At 67.1% G+C, this 26092-nt stretch carries 25 protein-coding genes and 3 pseudogenes; 14 read left to right on the top strand and 14 right to left on the bottom strand.

Translation table 11 applies throughout. The features are described from left to right. Positions 1–69 precede the first annotated feature (69 nt). Complete coding sequence (locus ABZ910_RS02160; protein WP_361358113.1) at positions 70–2466, bottom strand: glycosyltransferase; 2397 nt, start codon at positions 2464–2466, stop codon at positions 70–72. Between the two features lie 500 nt (positions 2467–2966). Here ABZ910_RS02160 and ABZ910_RS02155 point away from each other — a divergent pair, with 500 nt between their 5' ends. Together ABZ910_RS02155 and ABZ910_RS02150 are read left to right on the top strand one after the other, a co-directional pair. After that, positions 2967–3257 carry a hypothetical protein gene (locus tag ABZ910_RS02155; protein WP_361357729.1) on the top strand — a complete coding sequence of 97 codons (291 nt, stop codon included), beginning with the start codon at positions 2967–2969 and terminating at the stop codon, positions 3255–3257. Positions 3258–3364: 107 nt separating this feature from the next. Further along, entirely contained in the window at positions 3365–4306 is a 942-nt protein-coding gene (locus tag ABZ910_RS02150; protein WP_361357726.1) for a hypothetical protein, read from the top strand. A 111-nt stretch (positions 4307–4417) separates the two neighbouring features. Here the strand turns inward: ABZ910_RS02150 and ABZ910_RS02145 are convergent. Together ABZ910_RS02145 and ABZ910_RS02140 are read right to left on the bottom strand one after the other, a co-directional pair. After that, positions 4418–4691: pseudogene (locus ABZ910_RS02145) on the bottom strand (transposase); the annotation flags it as partial. Positions 4692–4756: 65 nt separating this feature from the next. Then, on the bottom strand, positions 4757–5431 hold the full coding sequence (locus tag ABZ910_RS02140; protein WP_361357723.1) for a TetR/AcrR family transcriptional regulator: 675 nt from the start codon (positions 5429–5431) through the stop codon (positions 4757–4759). Positions 5432–5702: 271 nt separating this feature from the next. Between ABZ910_RS02140 and ABZ910_RS02135 the strand changes: the two genes are divergently transcribed. Beyond that, positions 5703–6134, top strand: coding sequence for a hypothetical protein (locus tag ABZ910_RS02135; protein ID WP_361357720.1), 432 nt, complete (start codon positions 5703–5705; stop codon positions 6132–6134). Between the two features lie 133 nt (positions 6135–6267). Continuing rightward, the gene (locus ABZ910_RS02130; RefSeq protein ID WP_361357717.1) at positions 6268–7515 is read left to right on the top strand and encodes an FAD-dependent monooxygenase; all 1248 of its coding nucleotides are present in this window, start codon (positions 6268–6270) and stop codon (positions 7513–7515) included. A 274-nt stretch (positions 7516–7789) separates the two neighbouring features. Here ABZ910_RS02130 and ABZ910_RS02125 read toward each other — a convergent pair whose 3' ends face one another. From ABZ910_RS02125 to ABZ910_RS02115, 3 genes are read right to left on the bottom strand one after another with little or no spacing between them, the layout of a single operon-like run. Then, positions 7790–8395: a class I SAM-dependent methyltransferase gene (locus tag ABZ910_RS02125; protein ID WP_361357713.1), complete on the bottom strand. Its 606-nt coding sequence runs from the start codon at positions 8393–8395 to the stop codon at positions 7790–7792. Between the two features lie 8 nt (positions 8396–8403). After that, positions 8404–8940, bottom strand: a complete 537-nt coding sequence (locus tag ABZ910_RS02120) for a hypothetical protein (protein ID WP_361357710.1) — start codon at positions 8938–8940, stop codon at positions 8404–8406. Between the two features lie 26 nt (positions 8941–8966). After that, on the bottom strand, positions 8967–10322 hold the full coding sequence (locus ABZ910_RS02115) for an MFS transporter (protein ID WP_361357708.1): 1356 nt from the start codon (positions 10320–10322) through the stop codon (positions 8967–8969). 195 nt (positions 10323–10517) lie between these two features. Between ABZ910_RS02115 and ABZ910_RS02110 the strand changes: the two genes are divergently transcribed. Continuing rightward, positions 10518–10916: an integrase core domain-containing protein gene (locus tag ABZ910_RS02110; RefSeq protein ID WP_361357705.1), complete on the top strand. Its 399-nt coding sequence runs from the start codon at positions 10518–10520 to the stop codon at positions 10914–10916. A gap of 173 nt (positions 10917–11089) precedes the next feature. Further along, positions 11090–11758 (top strand): TetR family transcriptional regulator C-terminal domain-containing protein, encoded by a 669-nt coding sequence (locus ABZ910_RS02105; RefSeq protein WP_361357702.1) that lies wholly within the window; start codon positions 11090–11092, stop codon positions 11756–11758. Between the two features lie 305 nt (positions 11759–12063). On the opposite strand, the gene ABZ910_RS02100 is transcribed toward ABZ910_RS02105, so the two are convergent. The 4 genes and pseudogenes from ABZ910_RS02100 to ABZ910_RS02085 all read right to left on the bottom strand — a co-directional run bounded on the left by ABZ910_RS02100 (position 12064) and on the right by ABZ910_RS02085 (position 15446). Beyond that, entirely contained in the window at positions 12064–12327 is a 264-nt protein-coding gene (locus ABZ910_RS02100) for a hypothetical protein (RefSeq protein ID WP_361357699.1), read from the bottom strand. Between the two features lie 191 nt (positions 12328–12518). Next, a pseudogene (locus tag ABZ910_RS02095) lies at positions 12519–13069 on the bottom strand (integrase core domain-containing protein). A gap of 154 nt (positions 13070–13223) precedes the next feature. Next, the gene (locus ABZ910_RS02090) at positions 13224–14279 is read right to left on the bottom strand and encodes an alpha/beta hydrolase (protein WP_361357696.1); all 1056 of its coding nucleotides are present in this window, start codon (positions 14277–14279) and stop codon (positions 13224–13226) included. 618 nt (positions 14280–14897) lie between these two features. Beyond that, positions 14898–15446, bottom strand: a complete 549-nt coding sequence (locus ABZ910_RS02085; RefSeq protein WP_361357693.1) for a carboxymuconolactone decarboxylase family protein — start codon at positions 15444–15446, stop codon at positions 14898–14900. 1275 nt (positions 15447–16721) lie between these two features. Between ABZ910_RS02085 and ABZ910_RS02080 the strand changes: the two genes are divergently transcribed. The 7 genes and pseudogenes from ABZ910_RS02080 to ABZ910_RS02050 all read left to right on the top strand — a co-directional run bounded on the left by ABZ910_RS02080 (position 16722) and on the right by ABZ910_RS02050 (position 21602). Continuing rightward, the gene (locus ABZ910_RS02080; RefSeq protein ID WP_361357690.1) at positions 16722–17864 is read left to right on the top strand and encodes an MFS transporter; all 1143 of its coding nucleotides are present in this window, start codon (positions 16722–16724) and stop codon (positions 17862–17864) included. Positions 17865–18005: 141 nt separating this feature from the next. After that, positions 18006–18266, top strand: a pseudogene (locus ABZ910_RS02075) (transposase family protein); the annotation flags it as partial. 658 nt (positions 18267–18924) lie between these two features. Beyond that, positions 18925–19215 carry a hypothetical protein gene (locus ABZ910_RS02070; RefSeq protein WP_361357687.1) on the top strand — a complete coding sequence of 97 codons (291 nt, stop codon included), beginning with the start codon at positions 18925–18927 and terminating at the stop codon, positions 19213–19215. Continuing rightward, the gene (locus ABZ910_RS02065) at positions 19176–19406 is read left to right on the top strand and encodes a hypothetical protein (protein WP_361357684.1); all 231 of its coding nucleotides are present in this window, start codon (positions 19176–19178) and stop codon (positions 19404–19406) included. Before ABZ910_RS02070 ends, ABZ910_RS02065 begins: the two co-directional genes overlap by 40 nt. Before the next feature lie 358 nt (positions 19407–19764). Continuing rightward, positions 19765–20298, top strand: a complete 534-nt coding sequence (locus ABZ910_RS02060; RefSeq protein WP_361357681.1) for a carboxymuconolactone decarboxylase family protein — start codon at positions 19765–19767, stop codon at positions 20296–20298. A 134-nt stretch (positions 20299–20432) separates the two neighbouring features. Then, positions 20433–21083: a nitroreductase family protein gene (locus ABZ910_RS02055; protein WP_361357678.1), complete on the top strand. Its 651-nt coding sequence runs from the start codon at positions 20433–20435 to the stop codon at positions 21081–21083. A gap of 123 nt (positions 21084–21206) precedes the next feature. Continuing rightward, positions 21207–21602 (top strand): MmcQ/YjbR family DNA-binding protein, encoded by a 396-nt coding sequence (locus tag ABZ910_RS02050; protein ID WP_361357675.1) that lies wholly within the window; start codon positions 21207–21209, stop codon positions 21600–21602. Between the two features lie 456 nt (positions 21603–22058). Here ABZ910_RS02050 and ABZ910_RS02045 read toward each other — a convergent pair whose 3' ends face one another. Beyond that, positions 22059–22391 (bottom strand): hypothetical protein, encoded by a 333-nt coding sequence (locus ABZ910_RS02045; protein WP_361357672.1) that lies wholly within the window; start codon positions 22389–22391, stop codon positions 22059–22061. Positions 22392–22554: 163 nt separating this feature from the next. On the opposite strand from ABZ910_RS02045, the gene ABZ910_RS02040 reads away from it, so the two are divergent. Beyond that, positions 22555–23424 (top strand): helix-turn-helix domain-containing protein, encoded by an 870-nt coding sequence (locus ABZ910_RS02040; RefSeq protein ID WP_361357669.1) that lies wholly within the window; start codon positions 22555–22557, stop codon positions 23422–23424. 64 nt (positions 23425–23488) lie between these two features. On the opposite strand, the gene ABZ910_RS02035 is transcribed toward ABZ910_RS02040, so the two are convergent. Genes ABZ910_RS02035 through ABZ910_RS02025 form a run of 3 tightly spaced genes read right to left on the bottom strand, consistent with a single transcriptional unit; the run spans position 23489 to position 26082 of the window. Continuing rightward, the gene (locus ABZ910_RS02035; RefSeq protein WP_361357666.1) at positions 23489–24679 is read right to left on the bottom strand and encodes an acetyl-CoA C-acyltransferase; all 1191 of its coding nucleotides are present in this window, start codon (positions 24677–24679) and stop codon (positions 23489–23491) included. A gap of 18 nt (positions 24680–24697) precedes the next feature. Continuing rightward, positions 24698–25327, bottom strand: a complete 630-nt coding sequence (locus ABZ910_RS02030; RefSeq protein ID WP_361357664.1) for a CoA transferase subunit B — start codon at positions 25325–25327, stop codon at positions 24698–24700. Beyond that, positions 25324–26082, bottom strand: a complete 759-nt coding sequence (locus tag ABZ910_RS02025; protein WP_361357661.1) for a CoA transferase subunit A — start codon at positions 26080–26082, stop codon at positions 25324–25326. The genes ABZ910_RS02030 and ABZ910_RS02025 overlap by 4 nt, the downstream gene beginning before the upstream one ends. Positions 26083–26092: the final 10 nt, after the last annotated feature.

The following is a 26092-nucleotide window of genomic DNA, read 5'->3' as shown; positions in this document are numbered from 1 at the left end:
TGCTGTAGCCGTCGGGCGGCGCTTCAAGGCCCGCCCAAGTCGGCCAGGACGGTGCACCGGCCGGGTCGGTCAGGACGGGCACATGGCCCCGACGCCCGCCGGGTCCGGAACGTGGTGCGGATGCAGCACTTCGAGATCGGGCAGGGCCCAGCAGGTGGTGCCCATGTCCCGGGCCATCGCGGCCAGGCCCTCGGTCTCGATGAGGTGCTGGTACGGGAAGCACGGGAAGGCCAGGCCGTCACGGTGGAGGTCGGCGCGCACCAGCAGTGCCGTGCCACCCACGGAGTCGACGCGGACCAGCCCCTGTCCGCGCAACTCGTCCAGGTAGGTCCGGCCGAACCCTTTGGGGGGCTGCAGGATGCCGTCGCGAAGCCATTGGGACCAGTTGAGCGTGCCGGCCCTGCGGTGAAGGACGAACGTGTTGAGGTCGTACGTGGGTCCGCCCACCGTGGCGGCACAGTGCGGGACGACGATGTCCTTGCGCGCCCCGAGGAGGCGCTGGATCAGGTCGGCCGGATAGTCGGTGACGTCGACGTCGAGCCACAGCACCCACTCCTCGTCGGCAAGGGCGCGGGAGAGCAGATGGTTGCGCGCCCTGGCCAGCACCGACCGGCGTCGGCGCTGAACGCCCGGCTCCCAACGGGGGCCCTCCAACTGCAGGCCGAAGTCGCGGTGCACCAGGGTGACCCGCCGGTACTCCGCCTCGAGGGCGGGCAGGACCTGTTGGAGCAGCTCTCGTGTCGTGTCCCTGCTGTCGCCCTCCAACAGGCCCAGGGAGATCGCCTCGCGCGGGTAGTCCAGGGCGCGAATGCTCTCCAGATAGCGGGGCAGGAATGCGGCCGCGTCCTTGACGGGGGTGAGCACCAGCACCCGTGGCCGCTCGCTTGCCGGGCCCGGGGCCGGCTCTACGGCCGTCTGCGGTCCTCGGCCGCGGGCCAGGGTGGCGGCGGGGCCCGTCTCGGCGTGGGCGATGTCCTTCGGCTCGATCGGCATCCGGGTCGCCATGGCCTGCAATCGCTCGGCGTAGGCGCCGGGTTCGGCCCAGATCTCGGTCGCCACGTCGAAGTGCTCCGCGAAATGGGACTCGTCGAACGTATTGCTGCCGTGACACACATAGGTGTACAGCTCGGGCGCGTCGACCGACACCACCCGGCAGCTGCGGACCACCCCTTCCGCCACCGGCGTGTCCTCGCCCCGACGCAGTGCCGGGTAGCGCGGCAGCCGATCCTTGGCGCACACCATCGACCCTTCCCAGACGCGCGTGCAGGAGATCGCGAGCTTGCGCCGAGCTGGCCACCACAGCCGTTCACGGGCGAGGAAGCAGGCGTCGGCTCCCAGCGCAAGAATCGCGGCCATCTGTGTCTCGACCCGCTCGGGGTCATACAGGTCGTCGTCGTCCCACTGGCATACGTAGGGCCCGGTCGCCCGGTCCACCGCCTCGTTGCGCAGCTCGCCCAACGGGCGCCCTTCCGGGGGGAGTCGGTGATGGCGGATCCGCGGGTCGCCCTGCTCGCGGATGTGCCGTTCCAGGGCGTCGTCCGTACCGTCCTCGACGACGACCAGCTCCAGGTTCGGGTAGGTCTGCGCGCGGAAGCACCTGATCGCGCGACGGGCCGTCGACGAGCGATCCTTGGTCACCATCAGGCATGACACCGTCGGCGCGGGGGCGCCCGAGGCCCAACGGCGGCGCTGTGCGTCCAGGCTGAGCATGCCGTCGGCGAGGGGGTGCAGCTCCTGGCTCGCCCAGAACGGGAACCGTTTACCGACGGAGGTCCGTGGGCCCACGGGGGTGCCTGTCACCCAGCTGCCGGACCAGTGGTGCACGGCGCAGGCACGTTCGTAGTCGGCATTCTGAGGGCCGAACAGTTCTGCCGCGTACGGGCTCACCTCTGGGTAGAGGACCTCTGGACCGAGGACCGTGATCGAGGCAGGATCCGGGACGCTGTCGACCGCTCTGGTGAGGAAGAAAGGGCCTGTGGCGTCCAGCGCACTGGGCGACTTGTGGGAGCCGACCAACTGGTGGTGCACGTGTGCCCAGAAGGGGTGGCCCGGCCGTGACGCGATGAACGCGTTGCCGACGATGCGGCCGAATCCGCGCTGACGGGCCAGCAGCAGCCGTGTGTGCGCCTCCGGTTCGCAGCCGAGGACGAGTTCCTGCCCGTCCAGGATGTCGTCGACGGGGCTGAGGCACTCGAAGTCCAGATCGACGTAGAGCCCGCCGAAATGGTCGAGCAGGAAATAGCGAATCGCGTCGGCCCGCATGATCGCTTCTGGATAGCCGTCGTAGACCGGCAGGAACCACGGATAGTGCTCCTGGAGAAATGCGCGATTGTCCGCGTCGGTCCACAAACGGTACCCCCAGCCAGGATGGCGCCGACGCCAGGAGTCGGCCCATGCCTCCCATTCCGGGGGTACATCGGTGTCTTTCCAGGTTTGGTGGATCAAGGCGGGAATCTTCTGCTGCATCCGCATTGGGACAGTATGCCGATTCGCTGGGACGACGGGTTTTTCCGGTGGACTGGTCGTCAGAACATTCACCCTCGCGGCCCTCAGCATCGGGCCTCTTCCCGACCGCGCGACGAGGCCGCGGGCTCCGGACCCCGCACGACGATCAGCCGGGGACGCCTTCGTTCCCACCAACGCGCCGGCCAACCCTGGAAAGCCGGCTGACTGTTGGGGGCCGAAAGTCCCGTACCTGCGTTGAGCTGGGCGCTTGCCAGAGTGTCGTGATCTTCGTCAGGCTGTGTTGCGGTACTCGTGGATGAGTCCGCTGAGGGCGTCGTGGCGCTGGATGTGCGGGGCGGGGAACGGTATGACGTCCGGATCGTCCGCTGGTGCGCGGAGCTGCAGGGCACGGTGCGGTCTTGCGGAGTTGTAGTGCTCGGCGTACTCGGCGAGGACTCGCCCGTGGGTGTTGCTCGTTGTAGATCAGCATCCGGTCGGTGCACTCGGCCCGCACAGTGCGGATGAACTTCTCCACGTGGGCGTTCATTTTCGGCGCCTGGGGCGCGCTCTCCAAGATCGTGATGTTCTCGCTCGTGAAGGCGGCGTCGAATGCCTGGGGATACCGGCTGTCGCGGTCGGAACAGCAGTACTTCCGCGAGCAGTTACGGCTTCAGGCTGCCGAGCGGTTCGTCCGGGGGGAGACGAACACGGTGATCGCCGAGGACCTGGTCTGCCGGCCCACGGAGCGCCTCGGATGTGATCCGCGTATAATTTTTACTGGTCGGATTCCATCCATGCGCCGCGCAATCTGAACACATCACCGAACGGTCGGCCGTCAGGTGTGATGTCAGGCGCTGTACCTCCTGCATGAATCGCCCGACCGGCCGCGCGCGGCGCTTTCAAGGAGAGCTGCGCCATCATGACCGAGGCGAAGAGACATTCAGAGCCGGACGCGTCGTCACAGGAATTTCGGATCACCTTTCGTGATGATGCGATACCTGAAGCCGATCGACAGAACGCAGAGAGTTCGGTCGCGGCCCTAGTAGCGCGTTCCGCGGCGGCAATCGCACAGGAGTGTGCTGCAGAAGCCGACTTGGCGGCCTTGACGGCCTCAGCGAACGGGCCGATCGTCAAACTGCTCGAGGAGGACTCCGTCGCCGACAAGGCGCTTGAGGCGCTGCGTACCCACCAGTTCGCGCACCGGGGCGCGATGGAGTCGTTGCGGGAAGACCGGCGGCCCACCCTGACGGAGCGGACACTGCCTCTCGCGCCGGAAGCGGGTGTCGGCCTTCGAACTCTGGGGTTCGTCCCGCCGTACGACTTCACCTGGTCCTGGCACGACACGAATGGCCACGCCCCGTTCAACCAGCTCGGCCCCATGCTCGACGGCAGCGTCGGCCTGGACGCGCGATCAGGGGCGGTTCCGGGCGGCGCGTCCGGGTTCGTCAATGCACACGCGGGCGTTGGAATATTCCTCAGCTCCGACACCGAGGGAAAGAGGTTCCCTCACTCGGTTCTCGACCCCGGTCGATACAGTTTCAGGGAGGCCACGGTCGGTATCGGCGCGAACGCCACGTCCGAGGGCGGATTCGAGCTCACCGTATTCGAGGACGGGCATTTCCTGACCGGTGCCAGCAGACTCCTGTGGCACCGGCGCGTCAGCGAGGGAGACGACGCAAGCGGAGGGCAGGAGGCACAGGTCTTCACCGGACCCGAACTCGAATTCACGCTACGCGCGGGCCATGGGTACACATTCAACGCCGGCATCTGGGTGACCTCTGACCGAACCACCGGGATCGGCGCGGCGGCGGTGCAGTCCTTGCTGCAGGGCACGGTGGCCAGGATGTGGGTCTTCGGCTGAGCGGCCGGCCCGAGCGACTTCAGGGCCCTGGATCCGGCGGTCCGAGGCCCCGATAAGTTGGCCTGCGTTGCGTCACAGAGAGGTGGTGCGCAGACTCGGGCCTGCCTTTTAGACAGACCTCTTCAGGTGCGACCACACGCCCTCGACCGGATTGAATTCGGGAACGTACGGCGGCAGCCGGTAGACGGTCAGCCATAATTCGGGTGGCGATCAGCTGCCGCATGGTGCGGCTGACGTGCGTGTTCAGAGTGTCCCAGACCAGAACGATCGGGCCGCCGAGCTGCTGGGGGGGGGCGGCATCCAGCAGCCGGGCGTAGTCGGTCTCGGTGAAGCCCTTGCTACGGCCCTTGGCGGGACCACGGTCGAGGTGGATGAGGTAGATCAGCCGTGGTCGGTGGCCCGACTTCTACGCGGGGCCAACTTCTACTCGGGGCCGACTTCCCCGCTTGGCTATCCTTCCCGGTCTGCGGGGGCGAGTCCCTGGTAGACCGGGAGACGGCCGTGCAGGAGGAGGCTGACGAGCTGGTCGACCACCGCCGCGTCCGGCGCAATGCGGTTCACCGCGGCCAGGTACACGACCGTTCCGGAGTAGATGTCGACCATCAGTGACGTATCGGTGTCCGGCGGCAACCGGCCTGCGAGGCGGGCCCGCTCCAGCAACTTCACGACCGAAGCGCGGCGGGGTTCGATGAGCTCGGCGAAGGCCCCGGTGCCGGTGGGATCCTCGATCACGTCGGCGAGAAGCGCCGGAAGGATCAGGCACGTGGGCATGGCGGAGACGAGGTCGATGGTGAGACGGACGGCGGTGCGTAGGTCGGCTTCCAGATCGCCGGTCTCGTGGATGGGAGGCAGGGGGACTTCCCCACTGAGGGCCTCGATCACGAGTGCGGCCTTGTTCGGCCACCACCGGTAGATGGTGGCCTTGCTGACTCCGGCCCGCCGGGCGATGCCTTCGAAGGCAAGCCGCTGGTATCCGACCTCGCCGAGGAGGTCCTTCGTGGCTCTGAGCACGGCCTTGTGAGACTCCGGGCGGCGCCGCCGCGAGTCAGGCGTGATGCGGTCGGGGTCGGCGTACTCAGGAGTCATGGTGTCTGAACGGCCCTCCTGCGGCCTGGGAGTGTCCACCGCATGCCTCCCATGTGAGCCACTGACAAACCCCGTTGACTTTGTCCATAAAACGAGTCTATGTTGACGAAACGGGGCGTTTCGTACCGTAAAGCCTCGTCTGTAGTCAATAGTAAGATCCGCGAGCCTGCCTGGAAACTGCAGCGACGTCGTTCAGCACCTCCGGCGGGTGGATCACCGCGTGCCGGACCCGCGCGCAGGATCTGGCCCGTGTGGGCGTTCCCCGAGCGCCCGAGATCCCTGTTTCGCCCCCCGGAAGGGGGTACCTAAAATGCGCGCAACCACGAGCAAGATGCGGCGCATAGCCGCTGTGGTGTGCACGGCTCCCCTCTTTGCCATCGCGGCCGGAGCCGGCGCTGCCAGCGCGGCCGCTTTCCCCTCGTCACCCCATGTCGCTTCGGCTCCCTCCTACGACAGCAAGACCCGGGGAGATGTCTGTTACTTCGGTGACGGCTGGGGCTGGGGCTGGGGTCGCTGCTCCTTCGGTGACGGCTGGGGCTGGGGCTGGGGAGGCGGCGGCCACGGCGGTGGCGGCTGGGGCTGGGGAGGCGGCGGCCACGGTGGTGGCGGCTGGGGCTTCGGCGGTGACCACGGCGGTGGTGGTTACGGCGGCGGCCACGGCGGCGGCGGTGGTTACGGCGGCGGCCACGGCGGTGGTGGTGGTCACGGCGGCGGCCACGGTGGTGGCGGGCATGGTTACTGACGCTCCAGCGCAGTGACCTCGCGACCAACGTGCGGCAGTTGTGTGAGTGCCGCGTCCGGATGCCCGGCCAACTCGGGCATCCGGACCGGTCTGGAGCGGCGGGCCTCCCATTCGACCGGTGGTCGGGCGGTGTGTGGCGGTGAAAATCGCGTGTGTGGGGGCGGGGCCTGCGGGGCTGTACTTCGCGATCTCGGCCAAGTTGCGCGATGCCGGGCACGAGATCACCGTGTACGACCGCGACCCGCCCGCAGCCGCCTACGGCTGGGGCGTCGTGTACTGGGACGACCTGTTGGACGTCCTCTATCGCAACGACCCGGAAAGCGCCCGGGAAGTCACCGCCAGGTCCGTACTGTGGCAGGACCAGGAGGTGCGGGTGCACGGCTCTGGCGGCGAGCAGACGGCGTACTTCGGGGGTTACGGATACAGCATCGGCCGATCTGCATTGCTCGATGTCCTGGCCCGGCGTGCCGCGCAACTCGGCGTTGACGTCCGGTACGGTCACCGTGTCGCAGATGCCTCGACGCTTCCCGAGGCGGACCTTCTCGTTGCCGCCGACGGTGCGAACAGCCGGATCCGTGGGCAGAGCGCAGCGTTCGGAACGCGCATCGAGGTCGGTCTCGATCCCTACATCTGGCTCGGCACGGACCAGGCGTTCCGCAGTTTCGTGTTCAACTTCGAGCGGACATCCGCCGGATGGATCTGGTTTCACGCCTATCCGTCGGTCGCAGGAATCAGCACCTGCATCGTCGAATGCCCACCGCAAACCTGGCACGGTCTGGGACTCGACGTGCTGGCCCCCGACCAGGGAATGCGACTGCTGGAGGACATCTTCAAACGCGCACTCGGCGGCCACCGCCTGATCAGCCGATCACGGGACGCATCGTCGCATTGGCAGCGCTTCGCACACGTGACCAACAAGACCTGGTACCACGGCACTACGGTACTCGTCGGCGACGCTGCCCATACCACCCACTTCACCCTGGGCTCGGGCACCAGACTGGCAATCATCGACGCGATCGTCCTCGCGCACAGCCTGCAGGAATACCTCGATGTGGAGGACGCGCTGCCGCAGTACGACCGCCATCGCCGCGCGGAACTCCATCCGGTGCAGGCGGCCGCGCGTACCAGCATGGCGTGGTTCGAGCACCTGGACCAGTACATCGACCGCGATGCTGTTGCCTTCGCGCACGCCATGTCGGTACGCCACGGTGGCCAGAACCGCTGGCATCATCAACTCCACCTTGCCACCCAGATCGCTGCCGTTCGCACGACACGGCGTGCCTTTGCCACTGGCCGACGCTGGTACCTCACCCGCCGGCGAGGCGAAGGGAAAGACAACCCGTCTCCCCGCGCACTCTCCTCGCCTGGCACCAGCGCCTGATCAAGCAACGACACACACGTCCCGGCCGCAGGCCGGAAGCGGGTGCCAATGTCCCCTGCCCTGAAACAGGGCTCCGTGGGGCAACTCTGTGTCCGAGGGGCGAGTTGACCACTGACGATACGGTCGTGGTGGCGCAAGGACACCTCGTGGATCCGCGGGATGCTCCCCGCATCTCCTGGCGAGAACTGGTTACCCCAAGGGAACTGCTAGCGGACTGCTCGGAGAAGCCGCTGTCCGCCTGGCGGGCGCGATGATCAAGATGTCCCGCAAAACCTCACCGGCGGTGGACGCTGACGGCGTAGCCGCCGCCGTCATAAGGGACAGCGTCCCAGGTGGCGAAGCGGTCAACGAGGGTGAGGTCGGCCGCGGCGCAGCAGTCGTCGTACTCCGGCAGGGTGATGCTGGGCGGCACGGGCAGATGGGCTTCGTCCAGGCCGAAGCCGGCGACCATCAGACCACCCGGGCGCAGGGCCGCGGCCAGGCGCTTGACCACCGTGGCCTCGGTGTCGGCAGCGAGCAACGGGAAAATGTTGCCCGCAGCGACCACGAGATCGAAGTCCGCTGCGATGCCAAGCAGGTCCGGCTCGAATTCGGCCAGATCGACCTGGAGCCAGGGCAGTCCCGGCGCCTGATTCCGCGCCACTGCCAGCATCGACACATCGAGATCCACCCCGACACAGTCGTACCCGAGCTCCGCGAGCCGGATCATGACCCGTCCGGTACCGCACCCGGCGTCCAGCACCCGCGCTCCGGCAGGCACGAGCGCTGTGCAGAACCGCGCCTCACCGTGCACATCCTTCCCGCTGCAGGCCAGGGCCGCGAACCGTGCAGCGTAGTCCTGTCCGGACGTCCCCCCGGTCAACTCCTCCCAACGGCTCATGCCGGCAACTATAGGTCGACCGTGTGCCGCTCGAAGATGCGACTGAGTTCGCGGCGCGGAAGGCCGTCGCAGAGAAGGACGGCATCCGAATGCCCCGTACGAATTCGCTCATGGAGCAGTGGGCGTAGACCTACCGCCGAGAACTGCTGAAGCGGACACTGATCTGGGACCAGCACCATCTCCTTCACGCCCTGCGCGAGTTCGAGATTTCCTACAACGATCACAGGCCGCACCAGGGCCTCGCGAACGCCCGCCCTCTGCGTCCGCTGCCCGAACCAATCGACGATCCGGAGCGGATCGCGCGCCTCGACATACGACGACGCGCGGCTCGGCGGCACCCTGCACGAGTACGCGCATGCGGCCTGACCAGCATGGATGCGGTATTCGGCAAGAGCAGCCTCGGCGCATACGGCTCCGATACCTGACTTCCCTGGTCGGGCACCTTGCATACGCGTGAAGGATGAAGAGCGCGCCGCCGCCATTCTGGCCCAGATCGACCCGGGCGGCACGATGACGTCCAGGCTGCACGTGTCGACGTCGACCAATGGACCACCTGGTGTGGGCCGGCGCGCTACGACGCGGCCACGGCGCGCCCCTCGTGGTCGGCGTCCCGGGCCCGGGACGCGCCCGGGGTGCGGCGCCCGCGCAGCGACTCCCCGGCGGTCTCCGGCATGAGCAGGATCGGCACCAGCGCGATCAGACCGGCCGCCGTCATGTACCAGCCCGGCATGAGGTTGCTGTGCGTGGCGGAGATCAGGGCCGTCACGACGAGCGGGGTGGTACCACCGAAGGCGGAGGTGGAGAGGTTGTAGCCGATCGCGAAGGCGCCGTAGCGCACCTGCGTCGGGAACAGCGCGGGCAGGGTCGACGCGATGCACGCCAGCAGGATCACCAACAGCAGGCCGAGGACCGCGAGGCCGATCGCCGTGGCGGCCAGGTTCTTCGTTCCCATCAGCATGACCATCGGCACAGAGAGCACGATGAAGCCGATGCAGGACGTCAGCAGGGCAGGCTTGCGGCCGATCCGGTCGGTGAGCGCGCCGATCGGGGAGATGACCGCGAGCATGCCGACCATGACCATCACCGGCAGCAGCTCGCTCGTGATGGTGCCCAGCTTCAGGACGGTGTTGAGGTAGGTCGGCATGTAGGTGAGGACGCCGTAGTCCGCGACGTTGAGCAGCAGCACGAAACCCATCAGCAGCAGGATGTGCCGCCAGTGCTGGACAGTCTCCCGGAGCGGGACCCTGGAGGTCTCACCGTGCCTGGCCAGTTCGTCGAAGACGGGGCTGTCCTCCAGGCGGGTGCGGAGGTAGAGGCCGATCGCACCGAGCGGCAGCGCCGCCAGGAACGGCACGCGCCACGCCCAGGCGTTGAGCGTGTCCTGGCTCACGGAAGCGGACATGACGGCGGCCATCAGGCCACCGCAGGTCAGGCCGATGAGGGTGCCGAACTCCAGGAAGGAGCCATAGAAGCCGCGCTTGTTGTCCGGTGCGTACTCGGCCATGTACGTGGCCGCGCCGCCGTACTCGCCGCCGGTGGAGAAGCCCTGGATAAGCCGGCAGGCGACGAGCAGGACGGGCGCCCAGAAACCGATGGCGGCGTGGGTGGGCAGGGCGCCGATCGCCGCGGTGGACAGCGACATGAGGGTGATGGTGAGCACCAGCACCCGCTGGCGGCCGATCCGATCCCCCAGGGGCCCGAAGAAGAATCCTCCCAACGGCCTGATGGCGAACGAGACGGCCAGCACACCGAAGGTGGACAGGAGCTTCGTGGTCGCGTCGTGACCGGGGAAGAAAACGTTCCCCACCGAGGCGGCGAGATAGCCGTAGACGCCGTAGTCGAACCACTCAATGGCGTTGCCCATCGCCGATGCGGCCGTCACGCGGTGCAGGTCGCTGCGGGAGATGCGGCGGGAGTCCGGGTCCATACCTTCTGACGCCTCCATGAACGTGATGCCGGTCGCCTGTTGCGACGACCGGGCCGATGGCGCCGCTACCCGATGCGGCGGCATCCATGCACCACGAATCTCTGCGGTGATGAACTCCCGTACTGCTCCAGAGTGGTTGCACAGCCCCTGACCATGGGCGATGTTCCTCCGTGCCGGTAGGGCGCCTGGCTGCATATGCTCGAGAGGGCAACTCGGCCACCGCGTATCAGACTTCACTCACCTGATCCGCGACCGGGACGCGAAGTTCACGGCCGCCTTCGACGCCGTCTTCGCCAGCGAGGGCATCAACGCCACCCAAATCCTCCGCGCTCTCCCAACTGCAACCCCCACGCCGAGCGGTTCGTACGCTCAGCACGCGAGGAGTGCACCGACCGGCTCCTGATCTTCGACCGCGGCCACGCCGAGAAGGTCCTCCACGACTACGCGCGCCACTTCAACCGGCATCGGCCGCATCAAGGCCGCAGCCAACTCGCACCCCTGGACGAAGCCAACGTCATCCCACTGCCACCAGCCCGGATCGAACGCCGGCAAGCCGTCGCCGGCCTGATCAACGAGTACCACCGAGCCAGCTGACCGTCCCGCAAAGCCGCAGCTCACAGGCCGTGAAGGCATTCTGAAGCGGTACGGTGCGAGTAGTCGCCGAGCCCAGGTCAGGCGGAGCATTCTTGGGCTCGGCAGCCCACTTCCCAGAGTTAACACCGCTCAAGAATGGGCTGTCAAGCCCACCCTGCGGTATCGTGTGACGTATGGAAGCCACGACGAGAACACGGGCGCCTCACAAGCTCACGGACAAGGGTCAGGCGACGCGTGCCCGGATCCTGGAGCATGCCGCGGAACTGATCTACACGAAGGGTGTCCACGCGACGAACAACGAGCAGCTCCGTCGCGCAGCCGGCGTCAGCGGGTCACAGCTCAACCACTACTTCCCGACCAAGGAGAGTCTCGTCCTGGCAGTCATCGCATGGCAGGCCGATCGCGTCCTCGCATTCCATCGCGGTGAGCGATTCGCCTCCTTCGACGATCTCGGCGCATTTCGGGAGTGGGCGGATTTCTACGTCGGCTACGAGCGCGCCTACCAGGAAGGCTGCAGCCTCGGCTCCCTCGCGAGCGAGATCATCAAGACCGACCTTGACGTTCACGACGAGCTCGCGAGTGCGTTCGATCGGTGGCGGGACATCTTCCGCGACGGGCTCCAGAACATGCAGCGACTCGGCCGCATCAGCACTGACGCGGATCCGACGCAGCTGGCCAATCTACTTCTCTCCGCATTCCAGGGCGGCACGCTCCTCGCTCAGGTCGCTCAGGACATCACCCCGCTGAAGGACGCGTTGCAAGCAGCCATCGATTACGTGCAGACCTTCGTGAGGTCTCCCGAAGTCGACGTACTGCAGGTTCGCCAGCCGCCGACGGCCTGAGACTGCCCATCGAACGTGAGAAGGGTCGTATCCTCGACGGCGGGCCCAGGCGGCAGTCGAGCATCCGACTCATGAGGCGGGCGCGCGAGGCCGTCGTGGCGCGTGCAGCTCTCCGCGGTTGAGCGGCTTGCCGGGCTCGTTCAGCAAGGTCGCGGCCCCATCCGTCGAAACGTGCTCGACGACAGACGCCCAGCGCTCGCACGGCTTCTGAGACCGTGCCATACCAATCTCCCAGCAGCGTCCGCGGGTCCTGCGCCTGTGGGTGCCGGTAATCCTGTTACCCAGGCTGAGCTGCGCCTTGAGGGTCACTGTGTGATCACATCGAAAGCGCTCGTGAGCCCGTCGGCGCACGCTTGGGAATCGTGACGTTCCGTCTGGCCTACCGATTCGGCTGCCTCCTGCCCGGCCGGCTGCGCCTGCTGACCCGCTCCTCCGCGGCCAAGGAAGTCGAGATACTTGTACTCCGGCAGCAGCTGGCCGTCCTGCAACACAGCAGCCCCAAGCCCGCCTTCACCCGCGGGGACCACGCCGTGCTCGCCGCCCTGCTCCGACTCCTGAGCAAGCGTCACCACTCAGCGCTGAAGTTGCTGGTCAGTCCGCGTACCGTGCCGCGCTGGCACGCGAGGCTGGTCACGAAGAAGTGGACCTATCCGCACCGCAGCCCGGGCCGCCCGGCCAACCCCGAGGCACTGCGCGCTCTGGTGCTGCGCCTGGCACGCGAAAACGACGGTGCCCTTGCCGAAAACCTCATCCGCACAGTTCAGGCGGCATGGTGGTACTCGTGGAGGATGCCGCCGAGTCGTTGGCGTCGTCGTATGTCGAGGTGGGTGATTCTGCTCGGGATCGCTGATCGGCGTCGGCAAGGGGGGCAGCGGGCGAGCGTTGGCGATGCCCTGATGAGGCCGGTGGAAGTTGTAAAAATCCTCGAACTCCCGTAGTGCGTAGAGCAGGTGCCGCTGGTTCCAGCTCAGGGTGCGGTCCAGCAGTTCGCGCCGGCAGGTCTGCACCCACCGTTCCGTGATCGAGTTCATGCGCGGCATCCGTACGCCGCTGAGCACCACCTCGATCCCGCTGGTAGCGCGTTCAGGCGCGGGGTCGATCCCGGCATCCCGCAGGATCTCCCAGACGGTGGAGGCGGCCACCGTGACCCCCAGAGTGCAGCACCTGCGAGGGCAGGCGGTGCAGCAACGCCGCCAGGAACGTGCGATCACTCCGGGTGAACCGAACCTTATTGCCGCCGAGTTGGCGCTCCAGCACCGTGATCTGATGGCGCAGGGTCAGGATCTCCGTCTCCTTGTCCCGGTCGCTCATGGGCAGCAGGCGCAGCACGGCGAACGCGTTCGTCACAGACATGATCACTCAAAGGCCGCCCTGCCGTCTCCAGGACGACGAAGCCCGTGGTCAGCTCAACGAGCTGACCACGGGCGGACGTTAGGGATCGTTGCTCATCCCTTGACGGTGAAAGCTACTTCTGCAGGAAGGAGCGCAGCAGAGCCGTCACTTCCTTCGGCCTCTCCTCGTTCACGAAGTGGCCCGTATTCTTCAGGACTCGCCCCTGGACGTTCACGGCGTACTCACGCCACTGGTTGGAGACCCCTGAACCGAAGGAATACTGACCACCGATCGCGAGGATGGGCATCTTCAACTTGCCCTGAGCCAGGAACTCCTTGTTCTGCTGAACATCTGTGCGGAGCCCACGGTAGACATTCATCCAGGCCGTCGCGCGGCCGGGCTCCTTCAGGAAGTGGGCGTAGTAGTCAAAGTCCGACGCCGTGAACGGCGACTTGTCGCCCGCCACGTACTCAAGCATCATGTCGTGGACGAGAACGCGTTCGTGACCGGCCATGAGCTTTTCGGCGAGGGGCAGCTGGAACAGGCCGAAGTGCCACGGCGAGGGCTTGTTCGGGTCGGCGTTGAGCGCCGGGTAGGTGTAGATGTTCTTATCCGGGATGGGAGCTTCCATCACAGCCATGCTCCGCACTTCCGACCGGAACTGCGCCGCGTAGCCGTAGGCGACCCACATACCAATATCGTGGGCGACAACCTGGACGCCGTTGTTGAGCTTCAGCTGCGTCAGCAGCTGATGCACGTCCTTCGCCAACTGCGCTGCGTCGTAGCCACCCTCGGGGACCTGAGACTGGCCAGCACCACGCAGGTCGACGGCGATCACGGTGTGGTTCTTGGAGAGCGGACCCATCTCCTGCCGCCACTCAGACCAGTCCTCGGGGAACCCGTGGATCATCACCACAGGTGAACCTTTACCACCCCGCAGGTAGTGCATGCGAAAGCCATTTACTTCCGCGAACTTGGACTGAAAACCAGCGGGTGGCTGCGACTGCGGGAAGGACGACGTTGACTGCGCCGCCGCGGAGCCATGCTCGCGACCGTCGCCCCATGCTCCGACGCTCGAGACCACGGAGCCCACCAGGAGAGCCACCACAGCCGTGATGAGCGCGATGAGCCTGCTGGTCTTTCCTCTTCCGATGCGTGGACCTTCGCTGGACAGCTTGCTGTCGTTCACTTTCTTGTTCTTTCTCTGTGTGCTTCGAGGTTCACTGCAGGCGCCGTGTACGCGGGATGCAAGGCTGCGGTCTGTCGATCAGCTGAGGATCGGCGCGGCCGACGCGGCGAACGAGGCCTCCAGGGAGACCACCTCAGGTGAAAATGCCTGCCGGAGCGTTCCGCCTCGGCGAGCCAGGTTGATCACTGTTTTTGGCGGCGGTGAGGAGTCGACGGCTAGGGTCTTTCGTTTGGATCAGGCCGGATCAGGGAGCGGGGTCTGGTGCGTGCAGCTGCAAGGCGGAGGGGGGCATCGACGCGATGGGGGTCCCCCCTGCTCGAGCGCAGCCGAGAGCTTGGGGGAGTCGGCAACCGACGACAACGCCGCAGATGTGCGTGCCAGACCCCGCGAGCCCGGCCTGATCCAAACGAGAGACCCTAGGCCTGTCCTTCGCAGGTCACCCGTGAGGAACGCACCAACTCAAGATCGTTGGCTGATCTCGGCTCCGTGGGCTCAGCCGTGACGGATCGCGCGGCGGCGACTGCCGGATGGCGACCGGTCGGGGACCACTTGATCTTCACGATCGGGTGACCTGCGAAGTACGAGGCTAGGTCCGCGCCCTCGACGGGGTTTCGGCGCTCAACTCAGCCTACCGGCCGAGCCGGCGGAGGGGATGTCGATGTCGGTCTGGTTGACGTTGTTGAGAAAGTTGGTCAGCAGGGCCTGCACCGCGACCGTGACGATCGCCAGGATCTGCGGGTCGGTGTAGCCGGCGCCTCGCACAGCCGCGAGGTCCGCGTCGCTGACTCGCCCGCGGCTCTCGATCACCCGTTGAGCGAAGCGAGCGACCGCGGCACGCTTGGGGTCGACCGAGCTCCCGGCACGAGCCAGCTCGATGTCGTCGCTCGACATTCCGCTGACTTCGGACGATACATACGTGTGAATCGCCAGGCAGTAATCGCAACCGTTGGCCTGCGAGACCGCGAGCGCGATGGTGTGCCGCGTCTTCGCGTCCAGAACGCGACTCATGGTGCCCTGCAGCGTCACGACGGCGTCAAGAACGGTCGGGTTCGACGCGATGGTCTTGAACATGTTCGGGACGAAGCCGAGCTGTGCGCCGATGTTGTCGAGGATGCCCTGCGCGCCCGCGGGGACATCTTCGGGAGCGGGAACGTTCAGTCGTGACATAGCGAATCAACCTCCGGTAGGTGTGCGAGTAGTCGCCGAGCCCCTGTCAGAGCAAGCTTTTGGGCTTGGCGGCCCACTCCCCAGAGTTAACAGCGCCCAAGACTGGGCTGTCAAGCCCAGTCCGGGGCACGTCTGAAGCATGAAACCCACCACAGGAGCTCGGGAGCCCTGTGGGTGCCGATAATCCTGCCCCCCAGGCCGAGCTGCGCCTTGAGGATCACTGTGTGATCACATCGAAAGCGCTCGTGAGCCCGTCGGCGCACGCTTGGGAATCGTGACGTTCCGTCTGGCCGACCGATTCGGCTGCCTCCTGCCCGGCCGGCTGCGCCTGCTGACCCGCTCCTCCGCGGCATCCGATACCTGATCCGCGACAACGCCGGCTACTCCACTGAGGGCTTCGACGCGGTCTTCACCGCTATCGGCGCCCGCGTGGTGCCCATCCTTCCGGGCGTGCCCCGGATGAACGCGATCACCGAACGCTGGGTGGGATCCTGCCGACGCGAGGCCACCGACCGAATCCTGATCACGGGCGAACGACATCCGCGCCTCGTCGTCAACGAGCACGCCGACCACCCCAACGACATCGACCTCACCGATCACTCGGGCAACGATGCCCCGACCGTGTCGGCGCGCCCGAACCGCCTGCCGTCAATGGCCCATCGCGTGCCATCCGGCGGGATCGCCTCGGCGGCCTCATCCACGAATACGCGCAGGTCACATAGGCTGACAGGGTTGTCGGCACGCACAGGCCAGGCGCAGCAACATGACAGACCATCATGCCGTCCCTGCCCTCTACATGTGCGGACAGCCGGGAGGTCGACGGGCACCACTCAAGAGGTCGGGTACCCCGAGGTGTCCCAGCCCCGGGCTACCCGACCGACTCGAGATCAGCGATCAGGCCCCGCCACCTGGGCGGATGATTTATCGGCACCCGCAATGCTCCAGGATCCGGGTACGCGTCGCCTGCCCCCTTGTTCGTGAGCTTGTGAGGCACCCGAGCTCGTGTCGTGGCTTCCATCGCCACCCGATACCACCGAGTGGGCTTGACAGCCCATTCTCGGGCGCTGTTAACTCTGCAAAGTGGGCCGCCAAGCCCACAAGAATGCTCGGCCCGACCTGGGCTCGGCGACTACTCGCACAGCTACCGGAGGTTGATCCGTTATGTCGCGACTGAACGCGCCCCCTCTCGACGACGCAGACGTGTCACCAGTGATCAACCGGCCTGGCCAGGGCAGAACGCTCCGGCTGGCATTCTCATCTGCGATCGTCTCCCTGGTGGCCTCGTTCGCCGCGTCGGCCGCGCCGATCCCCCTGTTCAACACCTACCGAGCCGAGGACGGGCTCACCAACGCCGACTTCTCGCTGGCCTTCGTCACCTACTCCGTCGGCATTATCGCCGCACTGTTGGTGCTGGGACGGCTGTCCAATCATCTGGGCCGACGGCGCACCGCGATCGCCAGCCTCGGCCTGCTCCTGCTGGGCTGTCTGCTGCTGCTGAACGTGCACGACATCGACACTCTGCTGGCCGGTCGGCTCCTGATGGGCGTCGGTACGGGGTTGGCCAGCAGCAGCCTCACCTCCTACATCGTCGACGCCGCGCCCACCAGGCCGGCATGGTTGGCCTCCGTCGCGTCCAGCCAGGGACCCATGCTCGGCCTCACCCTCGGCGCCATCGCCGCCGGCGCCCTGGTCCAGTTCGCCCCCTGGCCACGCCACCTCATCTACCTGGTTTGCGCCGGTCTCCTCGTACTGTCTGCCGCACTCATCGTCGTCAGCCCGGAAACCGCGAAGCCGACGCCGGGCGCTTGGCGATCACTGCTGCCCCGGGTCCGCGTACCGGCTCGGGTCAGGCGTCTGCTCCCTGTCGCAGCCACGGTGTTCGTGACCGCCTATGCGACCGGGGCTTTCTACCAGTCCTTCATGCCCGCGCTGGTCGCAGATCAACTCCGCACCCACAGCCCGCTCATCCTCGGACTGGTGTTCGCCGCTTACATGGCCCCCAGCGTTCTCGGCGCTCCCATCGGCGGCCGGTTCACACCAGCGGCAGCCCAGCGCATCGGCATGACCATCGTCCTGATCGGATGGATCGGCATCATTACAGCCATCGCCATCGGCACACTGCCGTTGTTCATCGCTGCAACCATCGTCACCGGCGTCGGTCAAGGCATCGCCGTCAGCGCCGCCACCCGCGGCCTGCTGCACGGCAGCACCCTGGCCGACCGCGCGCCGATCTTCAGCGCGGTCTACCTCCTCTGCTACAGCGGCGCCGCCTTCATCAGCCTCATCTTCGGCCAGCTCTCGAACGCCTTCTCGCTGCCACAGATCGCGCTCGGATACGGCGCACTTGCCGTTATCGCCACCCTGTTCACTGTCCTCACTGCACGCAACCCGCATACGGACCCGAGCAGCCAACGGTGAGTAATCACATGACGAACCTCACCGTCAGCGCATTGCCGACGTGCCGTGCCACAGGGACTGTAAAACTAACGGCTCTGGCCCGTATTCGGTGGTAGCAAACAGTGACATCAGGGTGTATCAGGATTCAAGTTCCGGCCCGTCGTGCCTGATGTCAACTCCCTTATTGAGATTGCGTTTTCGGGGCTGTCCGCGCTGGTGGTGGAGGATGTGGCGGATGGGGGTGAGGTGATCCGGGTGTCGGCGCGGACGCGGGGCGGCCGCGTGCCATGCCCGGTGTGCGGGGCGGAGACGGAGAAGGTCCACGGTTTCCACACGCGCACAGTGGCGGACGTGCCGGTGGACCGACGGCGAGTCGTGGTCTCGGTGCGGCTGCGACGGTTGGTGTGCCGGGTGCTGTCCTGCCCCATACCGCTTCAGAATGGCTACAGCCGCTGGCCTGGGACAACGCTTCGCAATGCCGATCCGGCACCATCGGACCTTGTGCTCGTGCGAATGCTCTACCTGATCGCCACGCGGATCTTCATGTGGCTCGCTCTGCTGTGCCGATCCTCCGCAGCCAAGGATGCCGAGATATTGATCTTGCGGCACGAGGTTGCGTTCCTGCGCCGGCAGATCGCGGTCCCAAAGCCGACCTGGCCGAACCGGGCACTGCTCGCGGTCCTGTCCCGGCTGCCCCCACGGACACTGCGCTGGAGCATCGCATCGTCTCCCCGCGCACCCTCCTTGCCTGGCACCAGTGTCTGATCAAGGACAAGTGGACGCAACCCGCCCATCCCGGACGCCCGCCGATCCCCGAAGAGCTGCGCAACCTGATCATCCGGCTCGGCACCGAGAACCCACGATGGGGGCTTCCGACGTGTCCACGGCGAACTCCGTCGCCTGGGGCACAGAATCAGCCCGGCCACGGTCCGCCGGATCCTGCGCGCCGCCGGCCTCACCCCAGCCCCACGCCGACATCCCGTGCGCGGCGAATGGGCCGCCTTCCTCAAGACCCAGACCCACGGCCTGCTCGCCACCGATCGACACCATCAGCCTGCAGCGGCTGTACGCGCTGTTCGTCATGGAGGTACGCACCCGCACCGTCCACATTCTCGGGGTCACCGCGCACCCCACCGGGGCCTGGGCCACCCAGCAGGCCCGCCATCTGCTCTGCCAACTCGGCGCACGCGCGGACGAGTTCACGTACCTGGTCCGCGATCGGGACGCGAAGTTCACGTCCGCCTTCGACGCCGCCTTCGCCAGCGAGGGCATCACGGCGACGAAGATCCCCTCCGCGGAGCCCCAACCTGCGACCCGCATGCGGAACGCTTCTTGCGGTCTGTACGGGAGGAGTGCACCGACCGCATGCTGATCTTCAACCGCAGCCATGCCGAGAAGGTCCTCCACGACTACGCCCGCCGATTCAACAACCACCGTCCCCGCCAAGGCCGAGATCAGCTCGCTCCACTCGACGACCCGAGCGTCATACCCCTACCCGCGGCTCGGATCCAGCGCCGACAATCCGTCGCCGGCCTCATCGATGAATATCGCCCAGCGGGCTGATCACTCAGCAAAGCAGCACGTCCGGGCCGGTGCAGCCATTCTGAAGCGGTACGGGCTCAGCTGCGAGCCGCTGACCCCCGCTGCTCTTCGCGCCAGCTCGTTGTTCGTCGCGTGGACCCCCCGCGTGTAGATCAAGTCCGCGGCGTGCTCGAGGATGCGACCTCGCGTCGCCAGCCCCCTGCCCGTGAGCCCGCGAAGGGCACGTGATCCATCGTTCATCTGCATGTCACCACCCTACCCACAGATTGGGTCAGGCAGCCCAATCCGAACAGGATTGGGCTTGACAACCCATTCCGCGTCGCGTTCACTGCAAGTGGGCCCAGTAGCCCAGACTGATACCGACCCGAGGACCACCACCATGTCTCGTCTCAGCACGCCCGAGCTCACCGACATCGACGCCAAGACGCAGGGCACGCTCGACGCCATCGCCAAGCAGTTCGGCTTCGCTCCGGGCATGTTCACCACGCTCGCCGCCAACCCGACCGTCCTCGAGATCGTGATGGGCCTGCAGGGCAGCATCGCGAAGCTCCTCGACGCGAAGACCCGCCACACGATCGCGCTGGCCACGTCCCACTCCAACGACTGCGACTACTGCTCGGCGCTGCACGGATACATCTCCGCGAACCTCGGAGGCATGTCCGCCGAGGAGATCGAGCTGGCCCGCACCGGCGGCTCCACCGATCCCAAGCGTGCCGCCGTCGCCCGCTTCTCCCAGCAGGTGATCGAGACCCGCGGTCAGGTGGGCGACGAGGACATCGCCGCAGTCCGCGAGGCCGGGTACACGGACCCCGAGATCCAGGCGATCGTCACCGTCGTGGTCGTCACGCTGCTCACGAACTACCTCAACAACGTCAACGACACCGTCGTCGACATCCCCGGTGCGGGCGCGTAACCAGCGACGTCGAAGCCGCGTCGACCGGCACGGAGGTCGCTCCGATGAAAGCGACGTTCACCACGTACTGACGTGCCAACGCCCAGAAACCACCTCCTGACCCGATCCCTCCGAACACGAAACGAAAACCAATCATGGATCTCAACAATCTGATCACTAAGCACCTCACCCGCTACTTCGACCCGAACAAGAAGATCCCGGAGGAGACCTTCCAGCTCCTGCTGCGCTACCTGCGCACCTCGCCGACGACGATCAACATCCAGCCGAACCACTTCCATGTGCTGGAGACGCAGGCCGGCAAGGACAAGCTTGCGAACGCCCTCGTCGGCCGCTTCGAGGACAACCAGGAGAAGGTGCGGAACGCGTCGCACGCGATCGTGTTCACGACCCGCAAGACGATTCCCGACGAGCACTTGCAGGAGATCTTCGCGAAGGAGCGCGCGGACGGTCGCTTCGCGGACCCGGAGATCCAGAAGGGATGGGAGGCCGGAGCGTCCCACTTCGTGGAGATCCAGTCGGAGAACTATGGCGGCGACGTGCTCCACTGGCTGGAGAAGAACACCTACCTCGTGGTCGGCGCGACCATGATGGCCGCCGCTTCTCTCGGAGTCGACGCCACCCCGATGGAAGGGTTCGACCGCGCGGCGATCGACGAAGCGTTCGGCCTCACCGACACCGACTTCACCACAACGCTGATCATGGCGCTCGGGTACCCGGACGAGACGCGCGTCTCTCGCCAGCCGGTCTCGCGCTTCGATGCCGAGAAGATCTTCACCCACATGTGACGAACTGAGCGGGTGCGCGATCGGCGCGCCTGCTCGGTCCTGGGGGACTCGACTGTCCGGCGCCCGCACCTCTCCTCGACGGACGCCGGACAGTCGACCTCTACCGACCTCGAGGAGGCCAAGATGCACGCAGACAGGACAGTTCAGAACCGCGCGGCCGCGCGCGCCGCAGAGCTCCCGGGCTCAGAGCACACGCACCAGTTCACCGGCGACTGGGAGGTGTGGAAAGCCGGCGGCAAGGTGTTCATGCTGCAGACATCGATGCCTGGGGAGCCGGTCGTGATCCTCAAAGCCGATCCCTCAGATGCGGAGACGCTCCGCGCGTCGCACACGAGCATCTCTCGCGGCTACCACATGAACAAGAAGCACTGGATCACCATCAGACCTGGTGCGGATATCGAGCAGGAGTTGGTGGACGACCTCGTGACCGAGTCGTACCTGCTCGTCGTCGCGGGCCTTCCCAGACAGAGCCGCCCGGTCGACCCCGACACTTTCAGCTTCTTGCCGTCCGCCGACTGACCGACGCGGCGCCAGACAAAAACAAAACCGGCTCTTCGCCGATCTGGTGGGGATCACGGCGTGAGTCCGCCGACGGTTAGTACTCCAGCCGGACTTCTGTATTTCTCCTGGTCAACGGCCTGGCGTTCGGGAGTGTAGCGGGGGTTTGGCATGGGTGGGGCGGTCTTGAGCCGGCCGTCCCACCAACGTGTGTCCGCGCCCGTAACACTTCAGAAGGGCTGCACAGCCTGTGAGCTGGGACAACGCTTCGTAGGGCGATCAGGCACGATCGGACCTTGTGTTCGCACGAATGCTGCACCTGATCTCCACGCGGATCTTCGCGTGGCTGGTTCTGCTGTCCCGGACCCCTGCGGCCAAGGAAGCCGCGATTGCGGGTTGCGGGTGCCGATGAATCATGCGCGCAGTTCAGGACCTTGATCATCGATCTTCGAACCTGTCCGGCCATGCCCGCCGTCCTCACCTGCACAAGCCACTGACGGCATCCTGGCCTGTCGTGCTGCTGGGCTCCTGCCGATGCGTGAGTGGGACAAAGACATCGAGATCCTGATGCTTCGACACCAACTGCTGGTCCTCCAACGCCAGGTCGGCAAGCCCGCCTTCACCGATACCGACCGCGCCATCCTCGCCGGCCTGCTCCACCACCTCCCCAGCAGCAAGTTGCGACACCTCCTGCTGCTGGTGCGCCCGGACACGGTCTTGCGCCGGCACCGCGACCCGCTCAAGCGACGCCACGCCACAACCCGTGCACCGAAGCGCCGCGACCGCCCGCCGACGATCCAGCCGATCCATGCCCTAATCCCGCGCCTGACCCGCGAAAATCGCTCGTGGGGGCACCACCGGACCCACGGTGAACTCGCGGTCGTGGACTTCACCCGCGCGATCCGGGCCTCTCTCGACACCCTCACTCTGATTTACCATTCAATTATACCGGCGGGCGTGAGGAGGCCGCACCATGGCAGAACTCGGACTGGCCGACACGGTCGGCATGCTGCGACAGCCCGGCGTGCGGACGCGACACAGCAGCTCAGGGCTCGGATGGGACCGGCTGTACCTCTCCACACAGGAGGAACAGCCCTATCGCGCGGCGTTCGACCCGGCCCCCACCCACCTGCTGATCCTGCACCTCAACGGCCCCGTCACCGTACAGCGGGGGCAGGGAGCGGCCAGGCGGTCACGGACGATCCCGGCCGGCGGACTCTTCCTGCAGCCGGCCGGCCGGAGTCTCGCCGTCGAGCTGGGCGGGCGGCTGGAGACGGTCCACGCCTACCTCGCGGACGACGCTCTTCGCGACGCGAACGGCGGGCCGCCCGTGGAGCTGACCGAGGAGTTCGGGGCCAGCGATCCACTCACCGAACAACTCATGCTCGCGCTGGAGGGTGCCGTCCGTTCCTGGGAGCCGTCGGCGCGTACCTATACCGACCAGCTGGCCGGGATGCTCGCCGCGCAGCTCGTACGCCGCTACGGCGTCGGCGCCACCACACCCCCGCCCGCCCCGTCCGGACTGTCCGACCGGCAGCTCGGCGCCGTCCGCGAGCTCATGGAGCAGCGCCTCGCCGAACCGCTGCCGATCACTGACCTCGCCGCCTCGGCCTCGCTGAGCCCGAGTCAGTTCACCCGGAGGTTCCGGGCGAGCACAGGCCAGTCGCCGCACCAGTTCCTGCTCAAGCTGCGCCTGGAGTACGCGTGCCGACTGCTGCGTACCGGCTCCATCTCGATCGCGGAGGTCGCTGCCGCCTGCGGGTTCTCCCACCAGGAGCACCTGACCCGGGTGATGCGCACCCGGATGGGCACCACCCCGGCCGCGCTGCGCCGGTCCGGCTGAGGAGGGCAGGGCCGCCGCCTTCAGCCTCCAGTACCAGCGCCGGCCTTGGCCCTGGTACTGGAGGTCAGCGATCCAGCACCAGCGCCAGTCCTTGGCCCACCCCGATGCACAGCGCCGCCAGGCCCGTGCCGCTGCCCGCGGCGGCCAGCTGGTGCGCTACCGCTCCGGTGATGCGGGCGCCCGACGCGCCCAGCGGGTGGCCGATGGCGATGGCGCCGCCACGCGGGTTGACCAGCTCCGGGTCCAGTTCCGGCAGTGCCGCCAGACAGGCCAGCGCCTGGGCCGCGTAGGCCTCGTTCAGCTCGATCGTGTGCAGATCACCGGGAGCGACCGCAGTCTTGTCGAGCACCTTTCGGATGGCGTCGACGGGGCCGAGCCCGAAGAACTGCGGCTCGATGCCCGTCACCGCCGCCGCCCGCACCCGGGCCAGTGGCTCGCGCCCGATCGCCGCGAGCCCGTCCTCGTCGGCGAGCAGCAGCGCGGCCGCGCCGTCGTTGAGCGGCGAGGCGTTTCCGGCCGTGATCGTGCCGTCCGCGGTGAAGGCCGGCTTGAGCTTGGCGAGTGCGTCGAGGGAGGTGTTGTCGCGGATGCCCTCGTCGCGGGTCAGCTCCACCCCCTCGACGGGGACGACCTCTCCCGCGTACAGGCCCTCGCTCCAGGCGCGGGCGGCGTTGCGATGGCTGTCCAGGGCGAACGCGTCCTGCGACTCCCGGCTGACGGCATACTTCGCACCCACCAGCTCCGCGCTCTCACCGAGCGGGATCGTCCACTCCCCCGGCATCCGCGGGTTCACCATCCGCCAGCCGAGCGTCGTCGAGTACAGCTGCTGGTCCTTCGCCGGGAAGGCCCGCTCCGGCTTCGGCAGCACCCAGGGCGCGCGGCTCATGGACTCGACACCGCCCGCGACGGCGATGGACGCGTCGCCGAGCGCGATGGCACGGGCCGCCTGGATGACGGCTTCCATGCCGGATCCGCACAGCCGGTTGACCGTGGCGCCGGGCACGCTGACCGGGAGCCCGGCGAGCAGGACGGCCATGCGGGCCACGTCGCGGTTATCCTCGCCCGCGCCGTTGGCGTTGCCGAGCAGCACGTCGTCGATGCGCGCCGGGTCCAGGCCTGGGCTGCGGTCGACGAGGGCGCGCAGCACACCGGCGGCGAGGTCGTCCGGGCGTACGCCCGCGAGGGCGCCGCCGTAGCGGCCGAAGGGGGTACGGACGGCGTCGACGACGTACACGTCACGCGGTCGCTCGATCATCGGTTGCTCCCAGCAGGTCTATCGATGGAGGGTCAGGGGTGTCAGGGCGGCGATCCGATCGGCCGTCACTCCCGGTGCGGTTTCTACGAGTTCGAGCCCCTGGGGCGTGACATCGAGAACGCACAGGTCTGTGATGATCCGGTCCACGCAGCCGCGGCCCGTGAGCGGCAGCGTGCACTCCTGAACGATCTTCGAGGTGCCGTCCTTCGTCAGGTGCTCCATGACCACGACGACCCGGCGGGCGCCGTGGACGAGGTCCATCGCACCGCCCATCCCCTTGATCATCTTTCCGGGGACAGCCCAGTTGGCGAGGTCGCCGCGGACCGAGACCTGGAGCGCGCCCAGGATGGCGGTGTCGATGTGGCCGCCGCGGATCATGCCGAAGGACAGCGAGGAGTCGAAGAAGGAGGCGCCCGGCCGTACGGTCACGGTCTCCTTACCCGCGTTGATGAGGTCGGCGTCGACCTCGTCGGGCGACGGGTACGGTCCGACGCCGAGCAACCCGTTCTCCGAGTGCAGGACGATGTCGACGCCCGGCGGGAGGAAGTCGGCCACAAGGGTCGGCAGCCCGATGCCCAGGTTGACGTAGTCACCGTCCCTCAGCTCGCTCGCGGCGCGCGCCGCCATCTCGTCCCTGCTCCAGCTCATCGCTCGCGCACCGTCCTCTTCTCGATTCCCTTGTCGGCCGCCTGTTCGGGGGTCAGCGCCACGACCCGCTGCACGAACACCCCTGGCACATGGATCTCGTCGGGGTCGAGGACGCCCGGCTCGACCAGCTCCTCCACCTCGGCGACGGTGATGCGGCCGGCCATGGCGGCCAGCGGGTTGAAGTTGCGGGCCGCGCGACGGAAGACGAGGTTGCCGTGGCGGTCCCCACGGGCCGCCCGGACCAGCGCGTAGTCGGTGGTGATGGCGTGCTCCAGGATGTGGTCCACGCCGTCGAAGCTCCGCACCTCCTTGGGCGGCGAGGCCACGGCGACCGAGCCGTCCGCGGCGTAGCGCCACGGCAGACCGCCCTCGGCGACCTGCGTGCCGACACCGGCCGGGGTGTAGAAGGCCGGGATTCCCGCGCCGCCCGCCCGCAGCCGCTCGGCGAGCGTGCCCTGCGGCGTCAGTTCGACCTCCAGTTCACCCCCGAGGTACTGGCGGGCGAACTCCTTGTTCTCACCGATGTACGAGCCCGTGACCCGGGCGATACGGCCCGCGGCCAGCAGGATGCCGAGGCCACGGCCGTCGACGCCGCAGTTGTTCGACACGATCCGCAGATCGCTCGCCCCGCTCTCGTACAGAGCGCCGATGAGCACCTCGGGGACGCCGCTCAGCCCGAAGCCGCCGACGGCGAACGACCGTCCGTCCGTCACATCCGCCAGGGCCTCCTGGGCCGTGGCCATCACCTTGTCCATCTCGCTCTCT

Source organism: Streptomyces sp. NPDC046805 (genome assembly GCF_040645355.1).
GTDB lineage: Bacteria > Actinomycetota > Actinomycetes > Streptomycetales > Streptomycetaceae > Streptomyces.
Note: the sequence above shows the minus strand (reverse complement) of the source record. Positions and strands in the feature narration are given on the sequence as shown.